At 66.6% G+C, this 25,154-nt stretch carries 7 protein-coding genes; all 7 read left to right on the forward strand.

Features of this window, described 5'->3' with window-relative positions:
• Nucleotides 1–17 precede the first annotated feature (17 nt).
• The 7 genes from N6C22_RS19595 (at nucleotide 18) to N6C22_RS19625 (ending at nucleotide 25,102) form a co-directional block, all read left to right on the forward strand.
• Entirely contained in the window at nucleotides 18–2,966 is a 2,949-nt protein-coding gene (locus tag N6C22_RS19595; protein WP_261652894.1) for a hypothetical protein, read from the forward strand.
• Nucleotide 2,967: 1 nt separating this feature from the next.
• Nucleotides 2,968–6,690, forward strand: coding sequence for a DUF6603 domain-containing protein (locus tag N6C22_RS19600; RefSeq protein WP_261652895.1), 3,723 nt, complete (start codon nucleotides 2,968–2,970; stop codon nucleotides 6,688–6,690).
• 93 nt (nucleotides 6,691–6,783) lie between these two features.
• A complete protein-coding gene (locus N6C22_RS19605; RefSeq protein WP_261652897.1) occupies nucleotides 6,784–10,941 on the forward strand; it encodes a hypothetical protein in 4,158 nt (1,385 codons plus the stop codon).
• On the forward strand, nucleotides 10,941–11,093 hold the full coding sequence (locus tag N6C22_RS19610) for a hypothetical protein (protein ID WP_261652898.1): 153 nt from the start codon (nucleotides 10,941–10,943) through the stop codon (nucleotides 11,091–11,093). The genes N6C22_RS19605 and N6C22_RS19610 overlap by 1 nt, the downstream gene beginning before the upstream one ends.
• Nucleotides 11,086–13,728, forward strand: coding sequence for a hypothetical protein (locus N6C22_RS19615; protein WP_261652899.1), 2,643 nt, complete (start codon nucleotides 11,086–11,088; stop codon nucleotides 13,726–13,728). Before N6C22_RS19610 ends, N6C22_RS19615 begins: the two co-directional genes overlap by 8 nt.
• The gene (locus tag N6C22_RS19620; RefSeq protein ID WP_261652900.1) at nucleotides 13,725–22,163 is read left to right on the forward strand and encodes a hypothetical protein; all 8,439 of its coding nucleotides are present in this window, start codon (nucleotides 13,725–13,727) and stop codon (nucleotides 22,161–22,163) included. The genes N6C22_RS19615 and N6C22_RS19620 overlap by 4 nt, the downstream gene beginning before the upstream one ends.
• Nucleotides 22,160–25,102 carry a lamin tail domain-containing protein gene (locus N6C22_RS19625; RefSeq protein ID WP_261652901.1) on the forward strand — a complete coding sequence of 981 codons (2,943 nt, stop codon included), beginning with the start codon at nucleotides 22,160–22,162 and terminating at the stop codon, nucleotides 25,100–25,102. The genes N6C22_RS19620 and N6C22_RS19625 overlap by 4 nt, the downstream gene beginning before the upstream one ends.
• Nucleotides 25,103–25,154 lie beyond the last annotated feature (52 nt).

The raw sequence follows: 25,154 nt of genomic DNA on the forward strand, positions 1-25,154 counted from the left end.
AATACTTGGTGGCAACGATGAGTGAGAGCCCGCTGACGGAGGCGAAGCGGTATCATCGGCAGTATATCGACGCTCTCGAGTCGTACAAGTCTCACGTCAACCAGAATCCAGGCGAGTACGCCCTCTTCAACGTCATACGGGACCTCATCGTCGGGACATCCTACAAGAAGGGTGGGTCGGACACCCGCGAGGCCGTGTACGAGCACCTCGGCGTCACCGAGACGATGGACGAATTGTCAAACGGATGGGTGGAACAACTCCAGAGTGAGGGAAAAGTCGATGACGACTTCGAGATAGTCTGGGGGCACGACTACGGGTTCAAGGACGCGTTCGCGCTGGACAAGCTTCCCTACGAATCTTCGAAGGACCCGTTCGACCGGGGGGCGCTCTCGAACACGTTCATCGAGTTCGGGAGGGAATTGTACGGAAAACAGCTAAAAGTGGAGGAAAAGGCACGCAGACTCGTTTCTTACATGAAGTTCGGGAAACCAGAGTACGGGGATGGTGCCTACCCGTACGGCCACTTCCTGGGAACACTCGACGAGACTGCCCTCAAAAACATGAACACGGTTCTCGGGGAATCCTTGACCGGTAAACAGCAGGATGGCTTGAAGACACTCGCAAAGCGGTTCGGAATCGACCCGACCCAGAGCATCTCGGCTATCAAATCCGACTTTCGCTCGGCCATCGGGTCGATGACATACAACGAGTTCTACGACGATTTCCTCCACGGAGACGGTGCCCGGGAGGAGAATCATGCTATCGACGAGGTCCTCAATGACACGGCACCCCGGTCGTTCACTGAACAGCTCAAGACGCTCCAGGCCCTCACCGATCGGCTCTTCGAGAGCCACACAGGGAAGATGTTCCTCGCAGAACAGTTCGAGAAGCAGTACCACTCCGCGCCCAGTTCAACCTCCCAACGTTACCAGAACTTCGCCATCTTCCCACCGAACCGAATCGTCGACCCAGCGTTCCTCAGCAGGGGAACCCCGGTCACCGACCCACATAGGGAACGACCGTTTCTTGTCAAAGAGGACCTCCCAAAGGGAGACTATTTCGAGAGACTAACCGGGAACACTTCCGGGAACCAGCAGTACGGTCCGATACTTGGGCCGGGAGAGCAGAGCCCATGGGGCCAGAAGGACGTGCTGGCATTCAACAAACTCGTCGCGACTTTCGTCCACGGAGGCTGGCACTACTACACTGCGTACAAGACCGTCACGTCGTGGGATGGTGACAAGCAGTACTTCGGAGAGACGAACGTGAACACACGAAAATCACACGTCGAGACGTTCGTCCAGGTGTACCTGTCTCGACTGATGAGCAACGATCAACTGCAGTCCGTCTATGACGGGATACTCTCGAAGCTCCGTAGCGGGAACGCCGAGTCGGGTGAATTGTACAAACTGGCGAAACAACTCGGCGTCTCCACGAACGGGAATCTGAAGCAGGTCTCGAACCGGCTGGAGACGGAGATACAGACCCTGAAATCGTCTCACGATATATACGACATCGGTTCAGGAGAGGCCAAGAAAATCACCGCAAGCGTCATGAGCTGGGGCTGGTCCCTCACCGATGGAACAGACTGGTTCGACGACGCGACGGCGACGGTCACCGCGTCGGGGAAAGTCGGCTTCAGCGTCGTCGGGCTCGTCAGCGCAGGCATCAAGACCTACGAGACGCTCCAATCACAATCCGGTGCTGGACAGAAGGCGATGGAGGTCGTCTCACTAGTCAACACAGTACGGGGCTTCGTCGCGGGGTTGGGTGCCATCGAGGACGTGACATCGTTGGTCTCGAAGGGAACACTGAGCGAGGCGAGCGCGGTCAAGATAGCTGGCAAGTTCGCCGTGGTTTTCAACCTCTACGAGACCATCAAGAACTTCTGTTACTCGTACTCGGAGTACCTCGACGGCGACTACGACCAGATGGCTGGCTACGCCATATTGGGAGCATCGGCGGGCTGCTTCACCTACGCATTCTTCGCGAGCAGTTCCGTCGGCTGGGTTCCCGGGTATGGACAGGCCGTCGTCCTTGGTACCGGCCTTCTTGCGGTCGGCGTACTGGCCTTGGCGTGGGCAACCGACTCAGATCTCGAAGAGTGGGTGAAATACTGTCACTTTGGAGATAGTTCGGAAGCGAACCAGACCAAAAACAACCTCAAAGCGAACGACTGGATCAACGATACGACACAACCGTACTTCGGATTCAAGTACCCCGATAACTATCTACAGCTGGCAAGTCCAGATGAGGAAGACGAGCTTCCCAAAGCCGTCGGGAGGGACTGGGATGAGAACTTCTTCGGACAGATATCGGCACTGGCGACGCTTGCTCGTCCAATCGGTCTCAACCAGAGCGATGCAGAACTCTACTGGGACGACGACAACCACAAGGGAGTGATCAAACTCAAACCCGATGCCGCCGCGTCGAAGAATTCGAAGGTGAGCCAGACCGGGTACATCGTCATCAGACCACTGAGTAAACAGTACACGGTGCAAGATGGGTCTCCCTACGTGGACTACGCGGACGATGACACGTACGTCGAGAACGCCGCGAGCAATGTGGATGATCTGAAAAAGGGAGTGCAAACCAAAGGGGCCCAACCACCGCTTCACCTGATACAGCTGTTTCCAGATAAATACGCGAACGAACCGGAGACGGAAACCCCCCTTCGGACCGGTGTTCGCGTCACACACACTATCAAAGAAATCGTCATCGTTGACGAGGACAACATCAAGCGCTGGAAAAGCGAACTTGAGCCGGTCACCGACCGGTCCGTGAACGTTTTCGGCTTCACCGAAGACACGATTACGACCAACTTCCATTACCCGTTTCTGGAGTTCATCTACCTCGAACACGAGCAAGCTCAGGAGATGATGAAGATGGACTCAGCAGCACGAGGGACGTTCCTCGATACGGTTCCGGCACCACGCGAGTTCAGATACATCGAGGAGACCATCTAAGATGAGCCAGAAATCAACTCAACCCTCCGGCGGCGGAACCGAATCGGTGCTAGCTCGAGAACTCACTCGGGTCGTTGAGCCAGTCATCGAAGCAACAGAATCTCCAGACGGCGTCGTCGACCTTCTCGACGGGGCAGGAATCGGGGAACTCCTCGTCGATGAGGAGGTCGAGAAGGTGGTCGAGGAGTTCGAACGGGACTTCGTCGAACCTGCGGAGACCATCATTAAGATAGTCGAGAATGGGTTCGGTGCCGATGACCTTGCGAAGGTCGGCGACCTCGTCGGGGCGGTCTCGACGCTGATAGAGTCAATCAAATCCCTCGACGAATTGGAGTTCGAGAGTCCGGACGTGAGCGAACTCGGCGATGCGTTGCTCGACCACCTCGTCGTGCGCTACCTCTACCTCTACAGACCACACGTCCACGACTTCCTGGCCATCGTCGGCGTCGTCACCGAAGGGTACGGCAGGGGCCAAGAGGAGATACAGTTGACCGGCATCGCCGAGGCGGTGCAAGACCCCAACACGGCAGCGAAGGAGACGCTCGGATGGGGGACCGACGCGTTACGGGACGAGCTGTTCCTCCGCTTCGTGGGGCACCTTGCGACCGAACAGGGCCTCACGAGCATCGTCGACGAAGCAGACGTGAACCAGTTGGATACACTCTCGTACGAGAAGACCACGCCGCCGACGTTTCCGAAGTCGGACGCGCCGACCCAGCTCGACACCACCCTCCTGGAACTTGTCGGCGACGGGTTCTCCTCGCGTGCTGGCGTGAAACTGACACCGATGCCGTTCAAGGAGGACGACCCCCTTGGTCTCCTCCTTCAGGCGTACGCGACAGGTGGGTTCAAGCAGTCACTGTCGCTCGGGAAGGACTGGACACTGACGACTGGTATCGAGACGAACCAGTCGGTCGGGTTCGCCGTCCGTCCGACCGGAGACGGAACCGAGTTCCAACTCGTCTCCGGGGCAGGCCTGACTGGGGATTACCACGCCGACGCCGCGCTTTCCTACGAACCCGAGTCCACCAGCGACAGCCCAGGAAAGGTTCTGCTTGGCGAACCCGATGGTTCATTCCTCGCACTGGGGTCTGTCTCCATCTCGACCGCACTCGACTACGATGGGGACTCCGGAACCGTCGCGGTCGAACTGCCCGCGTCCGGCTCAGTCCAGGTCCGCCCGAAAGGCGGCTTCTTGGAGAAAGTCCTGCCCGATGAAGTCGGGAGCGACTTCGACGTGACTGTCGGCTGGTCGACGCTCAAAGGGTTATACTTCGAAGGCGGTGCGACCCTGGAGGTGGCACTCCCGGTCCACCAGAAACTCGGCCCACTCGACATCAAGGAGATATTCCTCTCGCTCGGATTCGACGCAGAAACCGGCGAGATAACCGTCCAGGCGGCCGCATCCGCATCCGTCAAACTCGGGCCCATCGTCGGCACCGTCACCCGAATCGGCCTCGAAACGGACCTCTCGTTCCCCGAAAACAAGGACGGGAACATGGGCGTGGTCGACCTCGAACTCGGGTTCAAGCCACCCGAAGGGGTCGGCCTCGATATCGCTGCTGGGCCGGTCACGGGCGGTGGCTACCTCGACTTCGACCCGGAGAACGAGCGCTACGCCGGGACTGGCCAACTCACGGTCCCGAGTGGCCTGAGCATCTCGGTGGTCGGGCTCATCACGACCGAACTGCCCGATGGGTCGGACGGCTTCTCGATGATGCTCATCGTCGCGGGCGAGTTCGATGCCGTCCAGCTAGGCTTCGGCTTCACGCTGAACGGCGTCGGCGGGATGCTCGGCATCAACCGAAAGTTCCGGAAGAAACCACTGCAGGACGTTGTCAGGCAGGGCGAGCTCGACAGCGTGCTCTTCCCCGAAGACGTGGTGGAGAACGCCCAGCGCATCATCTCGGACGTGCGGGCTATCTTCCCGCCGACGCGGGGGACCCACGTGTTCGGGCCGATGCTCAAGATCGGCTGGGGAACACCCGCCATCATCGAGGCCTCTGTCGGTGTGGTTCTGGAGATTCCGAGCTTCCGCATCGCCATCCTCGGCAAGATCGAGATGGCACTCCCCAACCTCGAAATCGAGCGCCCCGAGGGGTTACCGGAAGAGGTGCCGTACCCACCCATCCAGATCAACCTCGACGTGGTGGGCATCATCGACATCCCCGGGAAGACGCTGTCGCTCGACGCCTCGCTGTACGACTCGCGCATCATGCAGTGGAAGATGTCGGGCGACATGGCGCTGCGCTCCTCGTGGGGCGATGATTCGAAGTTCCTGCTCTCCATCGGCGGGTTCAATCCCCGCTACGAGCAACCGGGCGGGTTCCCGAAGCTCGACCGCGTGAAGGTGAGTCTGGACGTGCCCGGTGGCCAACCGGTCATCGACTTCACGGGCTACCTCGCGGTCAGTTCGAACACGTTCCAGGTGGGCGCGCAGGTCAACGCCGAACTGGAGGTCGGCCCGCTTTCCATCTGGGGTGGCCTGGGCTTCGACGCGCTGTTCCGGTTCAACCCGTTCTCGTTCATCATCGATTTCTTCGCGCACTTCGGCGTAGCGTTCAAGGGCTGGGAACTGACCGTCGGCATCGACGGGACCATGTCCGGCCCGACGCCGTTCAACCTCCGGGGGAAGGCCAAGTTCTCGGTCGGCCCCTTCGACGTCTCGAAGCAGTTCGACGTGACGCTCGGGAAGGACGCGAAGACCAAGCAACTCCCCACGGCGGAGGTGCTGCCCGAACTCGTCGACGCGCTCTCGGAACCGAAGAACTGGGACGCCCAGTTGCCAGGTGACGGGAACGCTATCGCCACACTGCGGAGTGCGAAGAGCGCAGAGGCACGCGAGCAGGCTCGCCAGTCCGCCCAGGGCGGCAGTGGTGCCGGCGACGTCGAACCCGAGCAGCCGATCATCGCGCATCCGCTGGGGACGCTGACGGTTCGCCAGACCGTCGTCCCGCTGAACTACCACATCGAGAAGTTCGGGGAGGCGCGACCGACCACCTACGACGAGTTCCGCATCGCGGGTGTCACACTCGGCGGGGTCAGAGACCGCGACCGCCAGCCGGTCGACGAGGAGTTCGCACCCGCGGCATTCCGGAAGATGGACGACGCGAAGAAGCTGGAATCGGACGACTTCGTCGACCTGGAGGCCGGGACGACCGCCGGCGACATCGGGCTGGTCGTCGGTGGCGAGGGCGGCAGGGAGGACGTGACCGAGGCAGCGTTCACCTACGAGGAGGTCGTGTACGACGACGCGAGCGGCCACCGTGGCGAGAACCTCGCCGAGGTGGACGCTGGGCAGGCAGGGACGGCCCACACCGCGTTCACCGCGCACGAACTCTCGAAGGGTAAGCGCGGCGTCCAGCCCACCTCGGAGGGGCTGTTCGGCGTCGACGATGCGGACGCCAGCGACGGCGGCCTGTTCGGTGTCGGCGAGAACGACTACGTGGTCGTCGACGTGGACACGTTCGAGCCGGTCGTCACAGACTTCGTCGGCTTCGACGATGGCGGGGACGACGGTGACGGGCAATCCGACGAGTCAGAGACACGCGAATTCGCTGCCGTGGCCGACAGTAGCGAGGCCGAGCGCGTCCGGCCGGGGCTCCACGTGGGGACCTCGAAGGGCCGCGCACAGGTCGAACTGAAGCGCTTCGCCAGGGAGGCGGACGTGGACGAGAAACGGCTGCAGGTCGTTTCCGCGGCCAGTCTGGAGGGTTCCAGGTGATGATTCGACGACTACCATTCACGGCGGTGGCGAGCAGCAGTCTGGATACCGGGGCGGCCTGGGGCAACACCGGCGGTTCCGGAGGTGAAACCCATGGCGAGTGACCCCAGCGTCGGCGCTCGCTTCCGGTTCCTCCCGATGGTCCGCGAAGGGTTCCGGCCATCGACGCCGTTCGAGCGCGACCGCTCCTCGAACCCGATTCCGGGCCCGATGACCGTCGGCGTCGAGTTGACCCTGGCGGCCCGCGGGAAGGACGACGAGACCTGGGACCAGGAACCCGAGGCAATCGCGAACGGAGACCTCGACCGGCCGAGCCAGGACGTCCGGATGTACGGCCCCGGTGACGTCATCGGCATCGACCGCGAGCAGGTGAGCCGACTGGAGCCCGAGCCGGACAGCAACAGCTTCCCGCCGAACCTGTTCCCGATAATCGAGTTCAGCAGGCCGGACCTCCCGTGGCTGTTCAGCCCAGAGCGCGCCGACACGAGCGAAGGCGGCAAGTCACGGAACCGCCCCTGGCTCACGCTGGTCGTGGTTCCGAAGGACGCGAAGGGCGTCGAGGTTGCGGGTGCGGGGACGAACCCATTGCCCGTGCTGAAGGCCCCGACGAGCGAACTCCCACCGCTCGCGCAGTCCTGGGCGTGGGCACACGCGCAGGTGGTCGGTGACACCACCGCGGCGAGCAAGGTCGTTCGGGACCATCCCGAGCGCGCCGTCTCACGACTCGTCTGTCCGCGCAACCTGGAAGAGAACACGAAGTACATCGCAGCAGTCGTCCCGACGTTCGAGCCCGGGCGACGGGTCGGCCTCGGTCGGGCACCCTACGACGACAGCAAGGGTGACGAAGGGGCTGGCAAGTCCATCGACTTCTCGTGGACCGACGAGAGCGCGGACCCGGTCGAACTCCCGATATACCTCCACTGGGAGTTCCACAGCGGCGAGGGTGACTTCGAGCAACTCGCGAACCGGCTCGAGCCGGTGCGACTCTCGGACTCGGACGTGGGCCGTCGCGAGGTCGACGTGCGCGACCCGGGCCCCGACCGCCTCGGCCATCACGAGCCTGTCTACCAGACGGGCGCGCTGAAATCCCCGAGTCTGACGGTCGACGAGTTCCAGAACAAGGCAGAACTCGTCGAGCTGTTGAACCAGCCATACGAGCTGGCGAAACAACAGGACCTCCCGGTCGTCGGCGCGCCCCTCTACGGCCAGTGGCACGCCGACCGGAGAGAGCTCGATCCGGACGACGACTTCTGGTTCAGCGACCTCAACGAGTCCCTCCGGTACCGCATCGCCGCGGGGCTGGGTTCGGAGGTGGTCCGCGACCGGCAAGAGGACTACATGGCCCGCGCCTGGGACCAGGTCGGCGAACTCGACGCGATGAACCGGACGCTCGCGGGCGGGCAACTGGCCCGCGCCGCGAGTTCGCATATCCACGACCGACTGGTCGCCAGTGTCGGCCTGGCCGGCGAGAAGAACGCGGCCCGGCTCCTGCAGTTCACGCAGCCGCTTCACCGGACTATCGGGACGACGGTCGGAACCGACGCGGCGGAGGCGCTCCGGTCGTTCGACACCGAGTTCAGGCAGATGGCCGACCTGCCGGAGACGGTCCTGACGCCGACGTTCCGTCGGCTCTCGCGGCCGAACGGGCCACTCCTTCGGAACGCGAGCGTCTCGGCCCAGACTGGCGACGTGACCCCGACGTCGCTCGCCACCGACTTCGAGACGAAGCAGGTCACACCGGCAACCCTGAAGACCGAACTGCGGCCGCGGGTCACCACGATCGACGACCTCGCAAGCGCGCGGAGGCTCCCCGGAACCGGGTTCGGCGGTGGCTTCGACTTCGGACGAGATGCCGTGGACCTCGGCCCCATCATCGATGGGCCTATCGAAGGAATCGACGGGGTAGACGGTGGCCTGGGAGTCGGTACTGGCGGCGGAAACGGCGGGCTCGGGCCCATGTTCACCGGCGACTCGATGCCGACGTTCGGCGACACACCCGCGCTCGAGGAGGAGACGCTCCAGATGGACCCGACCAGAACCGACTCTGGAACGACCCAGTGGCAGTTCACCTCGGGCACGATGGAGACCGACCCGACCGGGCAGGCGACAGGCGCACCCAGCGATTGGCAGTTCCGACAGGGCTCGCTCGACCCGGACATCGCCAGACAGACCGCGGGCGCACCCGAGACCGTCCCGAACGACGGTATTTCCCTCCCTGGGGAGTCGCGCCAGACGCCCGCACAGTTCCCGACCGGAACCGACGTGGTCACGCCCGAACTCGCCCGCGTGGCCAGACTCGGGACGTGGGCACAGACCCTCCCCGACGTGGACATTCGGCGCATCGACCTCTCGGCGGTCACTCCCGCGAACCCGACTGCGTTCGCGGTCCGGAAGGTCGACGTGCAGGTCCAGAGCAGCATCGACCACGCGGGGACCGCGCTGTTCCAGATGCGCCAACTCTCGACCAACCTCGACACGGCCACCCGCGGGACCGGGACCGCGCCGCCACCGAAGACGGTCAGAGCCCACGCCGACGCGGTCAAGACCAACACCTTCCAGCCGCTGGTCCGGACGCTCGACAACCTGTTGAGCACGAACCCCGAGGCGACGCCGGCACAGGTCTCGGAGGACAAGAGTGGCTTCGTCGACGGCCTGCGCTCGGACCACGAGGCGGCTGTCGACAGTCTCGACGAGGTCATCAGGTCGCTCCAGCAGCAGGGACTCGACCCCTCGCGGGGCGACCTCGGACGGCCCGGGGGCCCGGACGGCCCGGACGGCGGCCCCGATTCCGTCGACGTGCCCGATCTGGTTCGCCGCGTCGACGCGGCTGCCGCGGAGATGCAGTCCGTGCTCGACAGACTGGAGCGCCTGCGAACCGCGCTCCGCCTCGGCCCCGAGGTCCTCACACCACCGTCGGGACTCGGGTCGGGAATCCAGTTCGGCGACTCCTACGACCGCTCCCAGCCGTCGAAGATACTCGACCACGTCGACCCCGACATCACGGTCACGTCGAACGTTCTGGGGGGCATCAAGGCCGCTGGCGGCCTCGCCGACGAACTCTCTGACCGCGAAGACCCAATCGAGCCGGTAGCGTGGGCCCCTCGCTTCCCCGACCCGATGGCCGAGGCGCTCGAAGCCATCTCACAGGAGTACCTCATGCCGGGCGTCGGAGACATCCCGCGGGACTCCATCGGCGCGCTATCGACGGACCCCGCGTTCGTCGAGGCCTTCGTCGCGGGCCTCAACCACGAGTTCTCCCGCGAGCTGCTCTGGCGGCGCTTCCCGACCGATAGAAAGGGCACCTACTTCGACACGTTCTGGGACAAGACGAGCAACCCGTTCTCGACGGCCGACGACCGCCCGGACGTGGCCCCCATGCACGAGTGGCAGAATCGGCTCGGGAAGAACGGCACCGGTGACGACGTCGCGACCTTCGAGGACGACCGGGAGGGCCGCGTCGTGCTGGTGCTCCGTGGCGAACTCTTGCGCCGCTTCCCGGACACCACCATCTACATGGTCCGGTCGAACCCGGACGACGACGAGGAGTCAGACCGCGAAGGGCGGTCACCGAAGCTCGAAGAGGTCGGCCACGTCACCAAGGAAGCCTACGAAAACGGCGAGGTGACAGGCGTCAAGTTCCCCATCTTCCAGGGGAAACTCGACCCCGACATCCGGTTCCTGGGCTTCGATCTCGCGCCGAGCGATGCCGTCGGCAATCCGGACGAGGACGACCCCGGCTGGTTCTTCGTCTTCGAGGAGCCGATGGGCGAGACACGGTTCGGCCTCGATGCCGGCGACGCCGGCCATCGAAAGTCCGTCCCCGCTGGTATCAGCGTCAGGGACGGCGATAGCCCGATCGAGACGGTGCCGGTCGACGTCGATGTCCTCAGGGAGCACGGCGACTCGCCGGCCTGGAACGGTCTCTCGTGGAACCACCTCGTCCCCTGGGAGAAAGAAGAGTCCGAGAAAGACGCCGACGACCTCGTCACCTACATCGACCTCTGGGACAGCCCGCCTGGCGCGGGTGGGAACGAGGCGGAGACCTGGAAGGTCCCGCAGAGCAAGGTGGACGCGTGGAAACAGGCAGGCGACGACGACGACACCAGTCCCGCCGAGGAGTACCCCAGCCTGGCAAACGCGTTCGCCGAGTGGGGCCGCAACAGCGCCCACATGGCACGCATCACCTGGCAACGCCCCGTCCGCGTGGCCATCCACGCCGACGACCTGCTCGCCCCGGAGGTGGACCAGTGATGGCGACCGATTCGACCCCACAGAACCCGATTTTCATGCAACAACGACAGACGACCCTGGGACTGCAGTGTTTCGAACAGCCGGCCGACCACGGGAACATGGATGACGGCGGCGATGCGGCAGTCGTCTCCCGGGAGGTCGCCGATGAGTAGTCAGTCCGTCGCCGAGGTGCGGGCCGACTTCCGGACCGCCGAGGACGAACTCACCAGGGCGAGCCATCTGCTCTCGACGGTCACCGAGTTCGCAGAAGCCCGGAAACACGGTGGCGACGCCGACCCGACACCGGTCGAACGGGCAGCCAGCCGTTTCCTCTCGCCAGGTCCCGGGCCAGCCCAGACCGCCCAGACCAGACGGTCAGAACTCGCCTACCTCACGAAACCACTCCTCGACCACGACGGGACCGCCCGTGACTTCTTCGCGGTCGCCCGTGCCTACGAATCGGCGGCCAACCGGACCGGGTCGGGCGAGGAATCCGTCACCCGGTTCATCGACCATCTGGAGCAGTTCGTGACGGGGACGACGGACCACGTTCCTCCCGCAGAGACGCTCGCGACGCTCGCCAACGCCGACGACCGGGCGATGGCCGGGCACCTCCGGGCAGTGATTTCGACGCTCGTGACCGCGGCTCGGGCCTGGCGCGACGAGGCTCAGGACCGCCTCAACGACCAGTACACAGAGACCGACGACGGCGACTACAAGCGCCAGTCGACGGGCACGATTCAGTCGTTCCTCGACGCCCACGACGACACGGTCGAGACGCTGTCCGACGAACCCATCGCCCTGCTCCCGGTCCGCCTGGAGACCCGGTTCGTCGACGGCGACCTGCTGGTGCGGGTCTACCCCGACCGTATCCACGAGGACAGCCACGAACCCCAGTTGAGCGACACCGAGCGCCAGTGGGGCCAGAACTTCTGGGCCTATGCCTGGTACGCGACCGTCGAATTCCCGACCGCAACCGAGTTCGCGACCGACCTGCCCGCGGAGCGCCACGACGAACTCGTCACCATGCTCGCCGAGCTTCCCGACGAGGGATACCCGACCGACCCTGCCGAGCGAAAGCAGGCGATTCGGACCCGGGCGTGGGGCCAGCTCGTCGAGCGCTTCGGACGCGAACGGGCGTCATTCGTCGTCCACGCGCTCAAGCCCGAAGTCGGCGGAGAGTCGGACGACGCCGACTGGTCATACCTGCTCGACGAGACGGCGACGGCCCAGTCGGTCGGCGCGCTCTCGTTCCCGGAGCCGGACGGCCGCCCCGGCTCCTGGACCCGCGCTCCCGTGGCTCGACTGCTCCCCGACGAGTGGCTGATCTACGGCGTCTGGGCGACCGAAGGCGAATCCGACAACCGCGAGACGTTCCTCGTCCGCGGTGGGGCGATCCGCGAACCGCTTCGAATCGGCCCGGACCCAGGTGCCATGGCGGTCGCGATGCAGGCTGTCGACGAGACGCCCGAGTCCACGCGCACCGAGGAAGGTATCGACTGGCTCGTCGACTTCGACGCCGCCGAACGCGCCGGGATGGCGCTGCGAATCACGTCTGAGGACGTGTTCGATGCCGGTTCGAAACCGCTCGACTCGGGCTACTTCGAGAAGCTGGTCGTCACCGGCGTCAAGGCCAGTATGGACGCCGACCGGACAGCCCGGGAGCTCCGTGACCTCTTCGACGCCCAGCACTACACGAACGGGCTGGCGATGGTCCCGCAGGGGACCCCGACCAACAACGCCGACGAGAATGCGGGCTACCGGTCGCGGACCGACCCCGAGGAGACGGTCGACGTGGAGGCGGCCCCACCACTGGTGGAACACGGCGACGTGACGGACGGGGACCTGCTCGCCCGGGCGCTGGCCATCGACCCGTCCTCGCTCGGCGACGACGACCACGTCTTCGCCCACGTGGCCGACGCCGACGCGACCGACCAGCTCGACGCCTGGCACGCCAACTCGGCGCTGTGGTCCGGCACCATCGGGTACTACCTGCAGACGATGCTCCGGCCGAACCGCTACGACGGGACGAGCGAGACGCCCCCACTGTTCGACCAGCTCGACACCGACGGCCAGCCGGACATCTCGGACTGGCTCGACGGGGACGACCCCGCGAGCTGGTACGAGGCGTACCGGCGACACTTCATCGAGTACGTCCGCCCGGGCGGCCCACTGCCGACGTTCCGTGCCGGTCGCCAGCCCTATGGCGTCCTCCCCGCGGCCATCAGCGACCCCGACAGCGACGACCGTCTCTGGGCCGGAGCCGACCTCTCGGACGTACTCGCACCCGACTCGAAAGACCGGACGAGTCCGGGTGGCAACGTCAAAATCCCGCGTCGCAAGGGTGGCAAGGGAACCAGGGACTGGTCGCTCGAAGACATCGGCCTCGGCGGGTCGAACGACGAGGAGTCGACCGAGGAAACGGACAAGTCCTCCCTGAAAGGCGACGACCCCGCCCGGGACTTCGCGGCCGGTTCGACCGACGAGTTCCGGAAGACGTACCGACCCGAGGACGCGAAGGGGAGCATCCCCGACGCCGACCTCGCGAAGACCTACACCCCCGAGGAGACCGCGACCGTGTTCTCCAGCAAAGAGATAGCGACACACTACAGCCCCGACGACGCATCGACCGTCCTCTCGACCGACGAACTGAACGCGAACTACAGCAGCGAGGAACTCGCTTCATCGTCGGTGAAGACAGACGCGAAGGGCCGTGCCATCGACGAGGAATCCGTCGATTCGGTCGGAGCGAAGACCGAAGACGACCGCGACGATGCGGCCGACGAGAAAGGAGGGTGGTTCCGATGAGCGACGACGACCAGCCCATCGGCATCGACGCCCGGGACGACGACCTCGTCGGGACGCCCGACGACCCCGGACACCTCGCGCGCTGGCTCACCCTGTTCCGGTCGGCCTGGGCCGAGGGCGCGACCAGAGAACACACCCAACAAGAGCCGGGCGTGCCCCACGTCGGCCGTGCCGGGACGACCGCCGAGTTGAGCGACATCCTCGCGATGACCGCGACGAGCCACGCCCATCACTACCGGCGCTACCTCACCGGTGAGGAGTCACTCGCGAACGTGCTCGGCCTGGACACTCCCGGGCGGGACCGGCGGACCCACGAGAGCGACGGGGTTCCATCGTCGCTTCCCGGCGAAGTTCTGAAGCTGTACGACGACACGGTTCTCAACGCGCTCATCGGCGGCCCCGACTCTGAGGTAGCCGAGGTGGTCAAGCGGACGATGACCAACTTCCGGCTGCTGGAGTGGCAGTGGGACCCGGTCAGCGACTCATACACGCGGCCGCCGACCGACGGATCGTCTGACGCGGACTGGGAACGGGAGGTCGTCCTCGGGACTAGCCGCTCCGAGGCGCTCCAGAAACAGCGTAAGACCCTCAAGACGGCTGTCGAGTCCCTGGCCGAGAGCGAAGACCTCCCGACCAGCGCGCTCGACGTGCACGTCGCGAACCTGCTCTTCCAGGACCTCGACCCGCAGGACGACGTGCTCCCACTGGTCGACGACGGGGTGGGTGACCACATCCGGGCGCTGCTCGCCGAGGACTACGACACGGTCCGGAAGATGGGGACCCAGCTCGAGTTCGACGGCAACGGCCGGGTCTCGAACGAGTTCAAGAAGGAGGTGTACCTCGAACTCGACGACATAGTCGAGGCGAACGACTTCCTGACGGAGGGGCAGAAAGAGGACATCGAGCAGCAGGCCGACCGCGAGCGCCTGGAGAAGGCCAGAGAGATGGCGGAAGGTGGCGGCCCGCCCGGTGGCGGGATGGGCCCCGGGAGCGGGACGACCCAGCCCGGCGGCATCGACGGCGGCCAACCCGGCGCGGTCGACCCGCCCCAGGACGGAAGCGGACAGGGCGGCTTCGACGGCGGTGGCGACCCCGAAGACGCAGACAGAGCGCGACGAGAGAATCGGCTGAAGCAGGTGCTCGCGAAGTTCAAACGCCCCCATACCACCGAGGACGGCGAGGAACTCGACCTCTTCACCCGACACGCCAGACTGGAGAACATCGGCGATGAGACCTACTCGCTGCTCGAAGGACCGAGACCCCTCGCGAACTACGAGCCGGGAACGGCCATCTACACCCTCGGGATGACTCCCCGACTGCTCCGGAGCAAAGGCCTGCAGTTCACCTACCAGCGCGTCGGCGAGGACATGTTCTACCCGATGCGCCAGCGTCGGGCCCGCTTCGAGAAGCTCGAGGTGCTGCACGAACTCGGCAAGGACGACCGGTACGACGACAACCCCGCGATGATGCGCTCTGTGGGCCGGCATCTCCTGCGGTTCAGCCTACAGCGCGCCCGGCACTCGGCGGCCCTGCGCCAGTCCTTCCTCGAAGGTGAGGTCAGCATCGAAGCTGGCTCAGAGACCGGTGGTGACGTGTATATCAACATCCAGCCGCCGGACTCGGACGACTATTCGATGCCGCTCAACCGGTTCCTCGACCGGCTGCAGTACCCGAACACGTTCCACGTCGACGAATCCTCGTTCGAGCCGGAGACCCCGTTCGACCTCGGGAACGTCGACGCGGCCGACGACCCGCGGCTCGAACAGGTGGGCCACAGCCTACGCTACCTGCAGGCAGTCGACCCCGACGACCTCGACCGACTCCTCAGGGGGACGCTCGACCTCGCCAGCCACCGGTTCGACGCCTGGTGGACCTCGCTCGCGACGCGCCGACTCGCCGAGCATCGCAACAAGCAGGACAACTGGTACCTGCCGGAACCCACGACCTACCGGAACGACGCGGGCGAGAACGTCTGGAAGGATGCGGACGCCTACGTCCCCCCGGCCGGGCTTCCGGACTGGCCACCGGAGTCGTTCAAATCCGACGAAGACGACGAAGACGATGCGGCCGACGGGCAGTCACAGGACATCACAGACACCGACCTCACGGAAACGGTAGAATTGCCGAGCGAGGTCGAGACGGGGGCCCGAAAGATCGCCGAAGGAACGGAAGAGTACATCCTCGACGCAGGGAACAACCTCGTCAACGATCCCTCGACCGAGCAGGTCTCACCATCGGTCCCCCTGCCCGAGAGTTCGGCCGGCATCCACGTCGGGGCGTGGGGCTTCGTCGAGAACCTCCACCCGGACGAGAGCGACGCCGAGGGCGAGTTCGTCCACGCGCCCTCACTGGGTCAGGCGACGACCGCGGCCGTCCTCCGCGGCGGCCACAAGGCCTTCGAGAACCAGGACGACGGGCACCTCTCGGCGGTCGACCTCTCGGCCGACCGGGTCCGAATCGCGAAACAGGTGCTCGAGGGGGTCCGCGAGGGACAGCCACTCGGCGCACTGCTCGGCTACCGGTTCGAGCGCGGCCTGCACGAGGCGGACCAGCAGCGGTATATCCACGACTTCAGACAGGCCTATCCCACGTTCACCGGGACGCTCGGCGGCCCCGAGCCATCGACGGAAGCTGCCCGGAGCGACGTGGTCGACGGGTACAAGCTCTACCGTTCGGTGACCTTCGACGACGGGACCCACACCATCGACCCGACGCCACCGCGGCGACCCGACACCGACGAGCGCCCGGAGACGCCGAGCTACCGCGACAGGCAAGCCGAACACGGCCTGCCCCCGCTGTCGGAGAACCCGGGGGTCGCGGGTGCCCTCTGGCACCTGTTCGAGGCGGTCGACGCGGTCCGCGACGTGCTCACGGCCGAGAGTGTCCACCAGTTCACGCAGGGGAACTACTCCCGGGCGGCGGGCTCGCTGGAGGCGCTGGCGGCCGGGAAGGCGGTTCCCGAGCCACAGGTCATCGACACGCCGCGAACGTCGGTCGGGCTCACCCATCGCCTGCTCGTCACCTTCGGCGACGCCGACGGGGCGACCACGCCGAGTGCGTGGCAGGACGACACTGCATTCACCCACCCGGCCGTGCCACCTGTCGATTCGAGCGATGACGAGTTCACGCACGAACCCGAAATGCCCGAGATCGTCGAGGACGAATCGCGTCTCGCGCAACCGGGCCATGACGTCGACCTAACTGACGATTCGGTCATCGAGGGCCCGGACGTTCCCGCCGTCGGCCAGGACGACGCCTTGCCCCTCCAGACCCGCAAGGGAGCCGAACCGAACCTCGATTCGTGGGTCGGCGAGTTGCTACCCGACCCGGCCGACGTGGGCTGTGAAGCGTCCTACCGATGGACCGACGAACGCGAGTTCGCCGCGAACACCTTCCGCACCCCGAAGTCGTCGGGCCGCGTCTCGGTGACAGACGTTGGGTTCGAACCGGACGTGGTGGTGTTCACCGCCTCGGTCGCGGCCGAATCGTCGAAAGACACGAACACTGGGAAGGCAGAGGCTCCGACCAACCACGGCTGGGGCCACGGTTCCGCGAAGCGAGCCAGTGACGGGACCCTCACCCAGCAGTCGGTTTCCGCGGTCTACGACACCGAGGCCGGCCAGACCATCGGCACCGCAGACACCGACGACGCGCTCCACCTCGCGTTCGCCGGGGACGACAGCGCCTCCATCAGCGGCACCGTCGCCGAGACAACGGCCGAGGGCTTCGAGTTCGACGTCACCGTCACCGGAACCGACCGGGCTGTGACCGTCCAGTACCTCGCGCTCGCGGTCACGGACCCCGGGCTCGTCGAGGTCGGCCACTTCGAGACGACGAGTGGCTCGCACACCGAATCGCTCGGCTTCGATGCCGACACGGTCGTCCTGACGGCTACCGACGCGGTCGACGCCGCCCCCCTGGGCGCACAGGGCGCGACCACCCAGGCCACGACGGGCGGGGTCGGGCTCTCGTACGGGCACGCGACCGCAGGCTCGAACGGTCTCACGCAGCACGCCCTCTCGCTCTCGCAGGACCCGGATGGAAACGCCGCGCCGACCGGAACGGCCCGCGACGACCGAGTCGTCCACCTTCCCGGTGACTGGTCGCTCGAGTGCACCGGCCTCGGGACCGACCTGACGCTCACGGCGAAGACCACTGGCTCGACTGCACGCCCGGTCACCTACGTCGCGATGGCCTCCCCACCAGACGAGCCGGCCCCCGAAGTAGGCGTACTCGCCGACGGCGAGAACGCGCTCGTCGGTGGGTTCCGCCCCGGGGCCGTCGAATTCGTCGCCGTTCCGGGCGTGACCGAGACGGACATGACCGCAGGAGCGTCCGTCTCTCTGGCCGATTCCACGGCCGGCATCGGCCACGGGTTAACGATTGGTCTCGGCCGCCAGCTCAGCGTCGCCGATTCAGTCACGGACGGGACGGTCGCCGCCCCGACCGAGGTCGGTTCGGTTGTCTCGGTCCCCACGGCGGGAGCGAGCACGCTGACGGTCGACCTCACGAGCGTCTCCGACGACGGCTTCTCGGTCGAGTTCACCGAGGGGTCCCCCGGGGACTGCCTCGTCCTGTATCGTGCCTGGCCCGCCGAACCGACCGAGCGCGAGTTCGTCGCCGACACCAGCCTCACCTTCGACGAACTCCTGCTGTCGCCGCTCGACGTCGTCGCCTTCTCGAAGGAGGACGACGAGACGGCCCAGACCCAGCTCGAACAGCGCATCGCGTTCTACCTTCGCCGGAACCGCGACGAGAAGCCGACGACCGCCGAGGGCGGGCATCCACCGATTCCCGCGGACACGACGGTCGAACTTCGCTTCCGCGAAGACGGCGGCGCTCGCGTAAGTGCAGCCGACCTCCTCGAACTCGTCCGGTCGATTCGAGAGACGCTCGCCGATGGGCGGCCGGCCACCGCCGACGACTTCGCGCACCCGGCCGAGCAGACCGGCCCGGGCTACGATTCAGCCACGTTCGCGACCCTCAGCGACCGCGCGACGGCGGCCGAAGCCGCGCTCGCGGACGTGACGGCACTGGTCGACGACCGACTCGGCCTGCTCGACACGGCCCTCGACGCGTCCGACGCGAAGGAGAAACAGGAAGCCACCAGGGAACCCCCGACCGTCACCGAACAGGTCGACCAGCTTCAGGACGCGATCTCCGAGTTCCGGTCACAGGTGCCCATCTCGGGTATCGAGGAAGCCTGCTCCCAGGTCGCCTCGGCGACCGGGGCTGGCGACGACTCCGTCCTCGAGGCCGAACTCGAACGCGTCCTCCGAGCACTCCCCGCGGGCCCGACCAATCCGACAGAGTTCGACGAGTCACTGACCCTCGAACCGCTGGCCGGGCAGACCCTCACCTGCGACTCCGGCCTCGGCGAGGCGACCAGCCTCGACGTGACGGTACTCGGGAACACGGGAGCGGACGACGTGACGACCGGCCAGGCCGCGCAGTTCGTCGAAACCCGTACCGTCCAGACCACGGCCGAGGGCGTCTTCTCGGTCGACCTCGACTGCCACGACCTCACCCGGGGCGCGCAGTTCCTAGTCATCGCCCAGTCGGGCGACCGCGTGGTCTACAGCGAGGTCGGCCGCGTCGTGGACCCCCGAAGTGTCCACGTACTGGACCCCGCGGACGAGGGCGGAGCCAGCCAGGACCTGACCTGCACCACGTCGCTCTCCGGTGCGACCCAGGTGTCCGTAACGGTCTCCAGCACGCAGGCCGGCGACGAGCCGACCGCGTTCGACACCTCGGTCCAGACGACCACGCAGGCGGACGGAACCTTCGGCCTCTCCGTCAACCTGACCGACGTGCACCCGGGAACCTCGTTCACGGTCACCGCGACCGATGGAGACGGGAACACGGTGTACGACGCCGACGGGCACGTCCGCGACCCTGCCGCCGACATCGACCTCCGGGACCTCCTCGACGAGTTGCCCGTCCTGCCGAGGCTCCTCTGGCTCGGGCGGCAACAGCCCGCGCTCGACCCGCTTTCCCCGGAGTCGCCCGCGGCCGTGATGCAGGCGCGCCTCGCCGAGGAGTCGACCGACTGGGACGCGATTGGCGACGAGATCTCCCTCCTCAGCCAGTGGAAGGCTAGCGTCGACGCTCGAACCGGAAACACCGGGACAGCACCCAGGCCAGCGCTCGACGTGTCCGACGATGACCTGGCGGTGCTGGGCGCGCTCGAACAGCTGGAGACCCTCGACCTCGGCACCCTCGCTGAGACGGTCGCGAAGGCGCTGACACCGCTCACCGCGGTCGGCGTCGTCGACGCCATCGACCAGACCGGCGGCGAGGACCGTGTCGACGACGCCAGGTTCTGGCCGACTGCCGATCCGCACCGACTCGCGGCTGTCCGGACGGCGCTCGCCCAGTTGCTCCGGAACCCGGCCGGACAGGGAATGGATGCCGAGTTGCTGCAGTTCGCGCCGGAGTTCGTCGCCGCTGTCGAAGCTAGCGGGTCCGACCCAGCGCGGCGCGCGTTCGCGCACCTCGAATTGCTGTTCACGAACGTCGACTGGGTCGCCACCGAATTCGACGCCGCACTCGACGACCCGGTCGCGTTCCTCGACCGCCTCCGGACGTTCGTCGCCTACCCCGAGTCACTGACCGACGCTGACTGGGGTGCGCTCGACGGCGACTTCGTCGCGCTGGCGGGCTACTACCGCAAACTGCGGACGCTCCCCGGCTTCGACCGGGCAGTGGACCGCACCAAAGCGTTCGCCGACGTGCTCGACCGACAGCGCGTCGAGGAGGAGATGGAACCGCGAGCCCACGAGACCGCGACCCATGGCGTCGAACAGGTGCTCGACGTGCTGGAAGAGTTCCCGGCCGCTCGGAGCGAAGCCGAGTTCACCCACCTGTTCGAACTGCTGGAAGAACCGCTCGACGAACTCGACGACATCGACCACGTCGAACCGACCAAGAAGGCGTTCGAATCGATGCTCGGGACCATCGAACGCTTCCACGAGAAGACCGACGGCGAGGAGCCGTGGCAGCGCTTCGAGCGCTTCGACGAGCGCTTCGAGGACGCTAACCCGGACCTGGGCGTCGACGGTAAGGAGTCCGACGAGGCCACGCCCTCGACGGAGTTCGTCGCGGTCCTCCGCGGCCTCAGACAGGTCAGCTCCATCGCCGAGGAGCGCATGAGAGAGCCGGATTCAGAGCCGGTGTTCCGGGCCGCTGCGGCACGGATCGACTTCGAGGCGTGGTGGACGCGAACGACCAGCAGCCTCACCTCGGAGGTGCAGACCGCGGTGCAACCGCTGGCGGCCGTCGCCCGGTCGACCCGGCTGGACGAGACCTTCCGTCGCTGCCTGCTGGAGACGCTCCGCATCCCGCTGCTCCGGGCGTCGTACTTCGGTGTGTACGCGAGCACCCCGCAGTCGGCCACGGGCGGCAGACCCGACGACGAGCGGACGCTGGTCGCACAGGCCCAGGGAGTCAGAGAGCGCCTGCACCAGCGCCTCGACGACGCCAGCGCACAGACCGCGGCGGTCCAGCGACTGGTCCAGGGTGCCGGAGACTACGCGACGGCAGCCGCGGTGCTCGCCGGGGAGACCAGCACACGACCAGACAGCGCAGCCGTGACGGAAGCGGCCGATCGAGAACTGGACCGGTTGTCGGCACTGTTCGGCGAGTCGTTCGTCGTGCTCCCACCGTTGTCACCGCCGAACCAGGCAGAACTCTCGAAGACGTTCGCAACGGCGCACGTCGACGAGTTGCTCGCCGATGCCGCCCCCATGGAGACCGAGACGTGGCTCCAGAGGGCGGCCCGGGTCCGGGAGCGCCCGGCAGCGCTCCAGCAGACCCTGTCGTACGCCGAGATGGTCTCCGGTCGACTGCTCCGGGACGGGCTCACGGTCGGCCAGTTGCCCTACCGCGAGACCGACGACTGGGTCGGCATCGACGGACTCGACGAGACCCCGGAGCGCGGGCAGGTGTCGATGGTCACGACCTTCCCGACGGTGTTCCACGACGAGCACCCGGTCGCGCCGAGTCCGGGCGACCCCGACGGGCAGCCCGGCGCGCAACTCGCGGGCTTCCTCGTCGACGACTGGCGCGAGTCCGTCCCCTCGACCGAGGAGAAGACCGGCGTCGCCGTCAACTACGACGACCCGAGTACCGAACCGCCACAGTCCATCCTGCTCGCGGTCCCGCCCGAAGGCGGCGACGCGCCGTGGTCGACGGACGCCCTGTTGCGGACCATCCTGGAGAGCATCGACCTCGCGAAGATGCGCGGGGTCGACCTGAACGTCATCGGGAAACCACGGAGCGACCCGAGACAGCGAGTTCTCGGCCACCTGCTGCCCGCGCTGGCGTTCCCGCACAACACCCGTGACGTGCCCGACACGCCGACGGTCGACTTCGACCTCGATTCCGACCTCGCCAGCCAGTTCGGCGGGGCGGCCAACGGAGGTGATGGCGAATGAGCGGGGACGAACTCGACCTCGACCCACAGCAGGTGAACACCACCGGGACCGCAAGCCCCCTCGACGTCGAGGCGTGGACCGACTCCGCGACGTTCTGGACCCGGCTCGAACCGCGGGCCCGGGACACCCGGCTGAATCGCCCCATGCGGGCCGAGGTCCACGACCCGGCGTGGCTCCTCTGTCGGCAGTGGCAGGTCGGCGAGTTCCAGGGTGAGGACGCCGGCTCGCCGGTCACGGCGGCGGTGTCGTACGCCCGCGACTACCTGAGCCGGTACGAACTCGGCGGCATCGACGCCTCCGAGGTGTTCCCGGGTGAGGACGGTCTCGACCTGCCCATCACGCCACCGCCCGCACTCGGTGGCGGCTCCGTGCCGGTCGCCGAAGAGCGCTCCCGGCTCGACGCCGTGACCGCGGCACTCGAGGCCCACCGGACTGCACAGGGCGACAGCAGTAGCAAGCCCCAGGCCGCCCAGGCGGCGTTCGAATCGTACCTGCAGGCTGGAGATAGCCAGACCCCGTCCGCCCGTCAGCAGGCCCTTGCGTACCTGACGACGCCGCTGCCGGAGGACGGTGAACCGGCCGACACCACGTTCCTCGACCGGGCGACGAACTACCTCGCCGGCCAGCCGAGCGGTGAACGGACCGTCGGTGGCGACAGCATCAGCCAGCTGGTCTCCGAACTCGTGGCCTACGCCCAGGACCAGACGAACTGGCAACCCGCCGTGACGACGTTCGCCGTCCTCGTGCAGGCGGGCTCGCAGAACACGACCAGACACCTGCTGGAAGTCCTTCGCATCGCCCAGGTGGTGCTCGCCGATTACGAGGCGATGCAAGACGGAAGCGACGATGGCACAGGGGACGAGTCGGGGCCGGACAAGACGGTCACCGGCGATGCTGCACCCTACCGCGGCGAACCGCTGGAGGTGCTCGTGGAACGCGAACCCGTCACGACCGGCCTCGTCGACGACGACGCGCCCCCCGCGCGCCTCCGGGCCGACGCGGGTCAGACCTACCTCCGGTTCCTCGCCGAGGAGGGCGTGACGCCAGCTGCCGACGGCGAGAGCTACGCGGCGGGCGACCTCATCGACCCGAACGCGAACGATCCGGACCGGTTCCTGCTCGCGGAGCCAGACGAATCGCTTGACCCGGCCGACCGTCGCTTCGTCTCCCTCACGGACGGGCGGGCGGTCGACGGCCACCTCGTCTACCGGGCGCTCGTTGCGGCCGTTCCGGGCATCCAGGACGCCCCCGGCTGGGAAGCTCCCTCGTGGCCGTCTTCGGGAACCGACCTGCCGCTTCCGTCTGGAGAGTCCCTCTCGGACGGCTTCAAGCGAGCTGCGACGGGGTACGTCGACTGGTACGCAGACCTCTACGACGAGCCCGAGTCCGGGGCGAACCCGTCGTGGCAGGACGACCGACAGGAACACCAGTTCTCGGTCGCGACCGGCCCGGCGGACAGCGAGACCGTCCTCAAGGCCGAGGAGTACCCCGGCGGCCACCTCGACTGGCACTCGTTCTCGGTCGCCAGCGGCCCCCTCGACACGCTCTCGCCCCCGGCCGCAGCCGACACCGACCGGACGCTCACCGAGTCCGAGACCAGGGACGTGACGTTGAACCGGCTGCGCTACCGCGGGATGCCCGCCTCACGCTGGTGGGAGTTCGAAGACGGTGCCGTGAACCTCGACGAGATTCCGGCCGGTCCCGAGGAGCTGTCGAAGCTCCTCCTGCTCGACTTCAGTCTCGTCCACAGCGACGACTGGTTCCTGTTCTCGCTGCCGACGCCCATCGGGACGCTGAACCGCATCACCGACCTCACCGTCACGGACACGTTCGGCCAGACGACGACGCTCGAATCCGCGACGAAATCGACCGACCGCTGGAACGCGTTCTCGTTCACCGACCTGCCCGAGTCGGTCACCGACGACGGGGAGCCGGGGCTGTTCCTCCCGCCGACGCTCTCGGAGAGCCGCACCAGCGACGCGGTCGAGCGGGTGACCTTCACCCGGGACGAGATGGCGAACCTGGCCTTCGCGGTCGAAGAGCGCGTCGAGAGCCCGGTCGGCTCGCCCCTCGACCGCGAGGAGTTCCGCGAGCCCGACCTCGCCATCGACCGGGTCGTCGCCGGTCCCGACGTGGCCGACGAGCATCTCGTCATCCGGAACGTAGGCGACGCGCCTCTCGACGTGACCGACTGGACTGTCGAAGTCACGGTCGGTACGACGGACGTCGGGGCGGCAACCGACGAACTGTACCAGTTTGTGCCGGCAGCCGACGAGTCCGTGACGCTCGACCCCGACGAGACCGTCACTATCCACACCGGCGCGGAGCCCGAGGGCCTGCCTGAAGACGACCAGGTCTACCTCGGCGGGCTCTCCGAGCACCAGAGCCTGTCCGCCCCGGTCTGGGACCAGCAGGTCGGCACCGTGGTCCTCAGGCGTGCCGGCGATGGCAGCGCCGACGAGCGCTTCGTGACGCGGTCGGTCGTCACCCACTCGCCCGTCGACCTGCCCGAGTACGAACTGGCCAGTTCGGTGCCGGATCACTTCTTCGCGATGAAGCCGGTGCGGCCGAAAGACGACTTCCAGGACGACGATAGCGACTCGGAACCCGACCCGGAGACGGTATCGGACACCTACCGCCTCGCGCTCTCGCTGCTCCTGGACGCCGACTCCATGGGCGACCCACTCCAGCGACTACCCACGCCCCGCGGCCGAATCCTCGACACCGAGGAACCGCTCCGGCTCTACGAGGAGGAGGTCACGCGGGCCGGTCGAGAGGTCGAACGACACTACCAGCTCGCGCGCTGGACCGACGGCAGCACCCACCTCTGGTCGAGCCGTCGCGTCTCGACCGGCCGCGGCGAGTCCGCGAGTCGACTCCGGTACGACGACCTCGTCGAACCCGACGAGACCGACGTGTCGGCCGGGAACCGCAACTGAGGCCTTCCGTTTCCGGTTTCGTCGCGACACGAAGCACGTAGCGTCCCGTTAT

Source organism: Haloarchaeobius sp. HME9146, from assembly GCF_025399835.1.
Classification (GTDB): domain Archaea; phylum Halobacteriota; class Halobacteria; order Halobacteriales; family Natrialbaceae; genus Haloarchaeobius.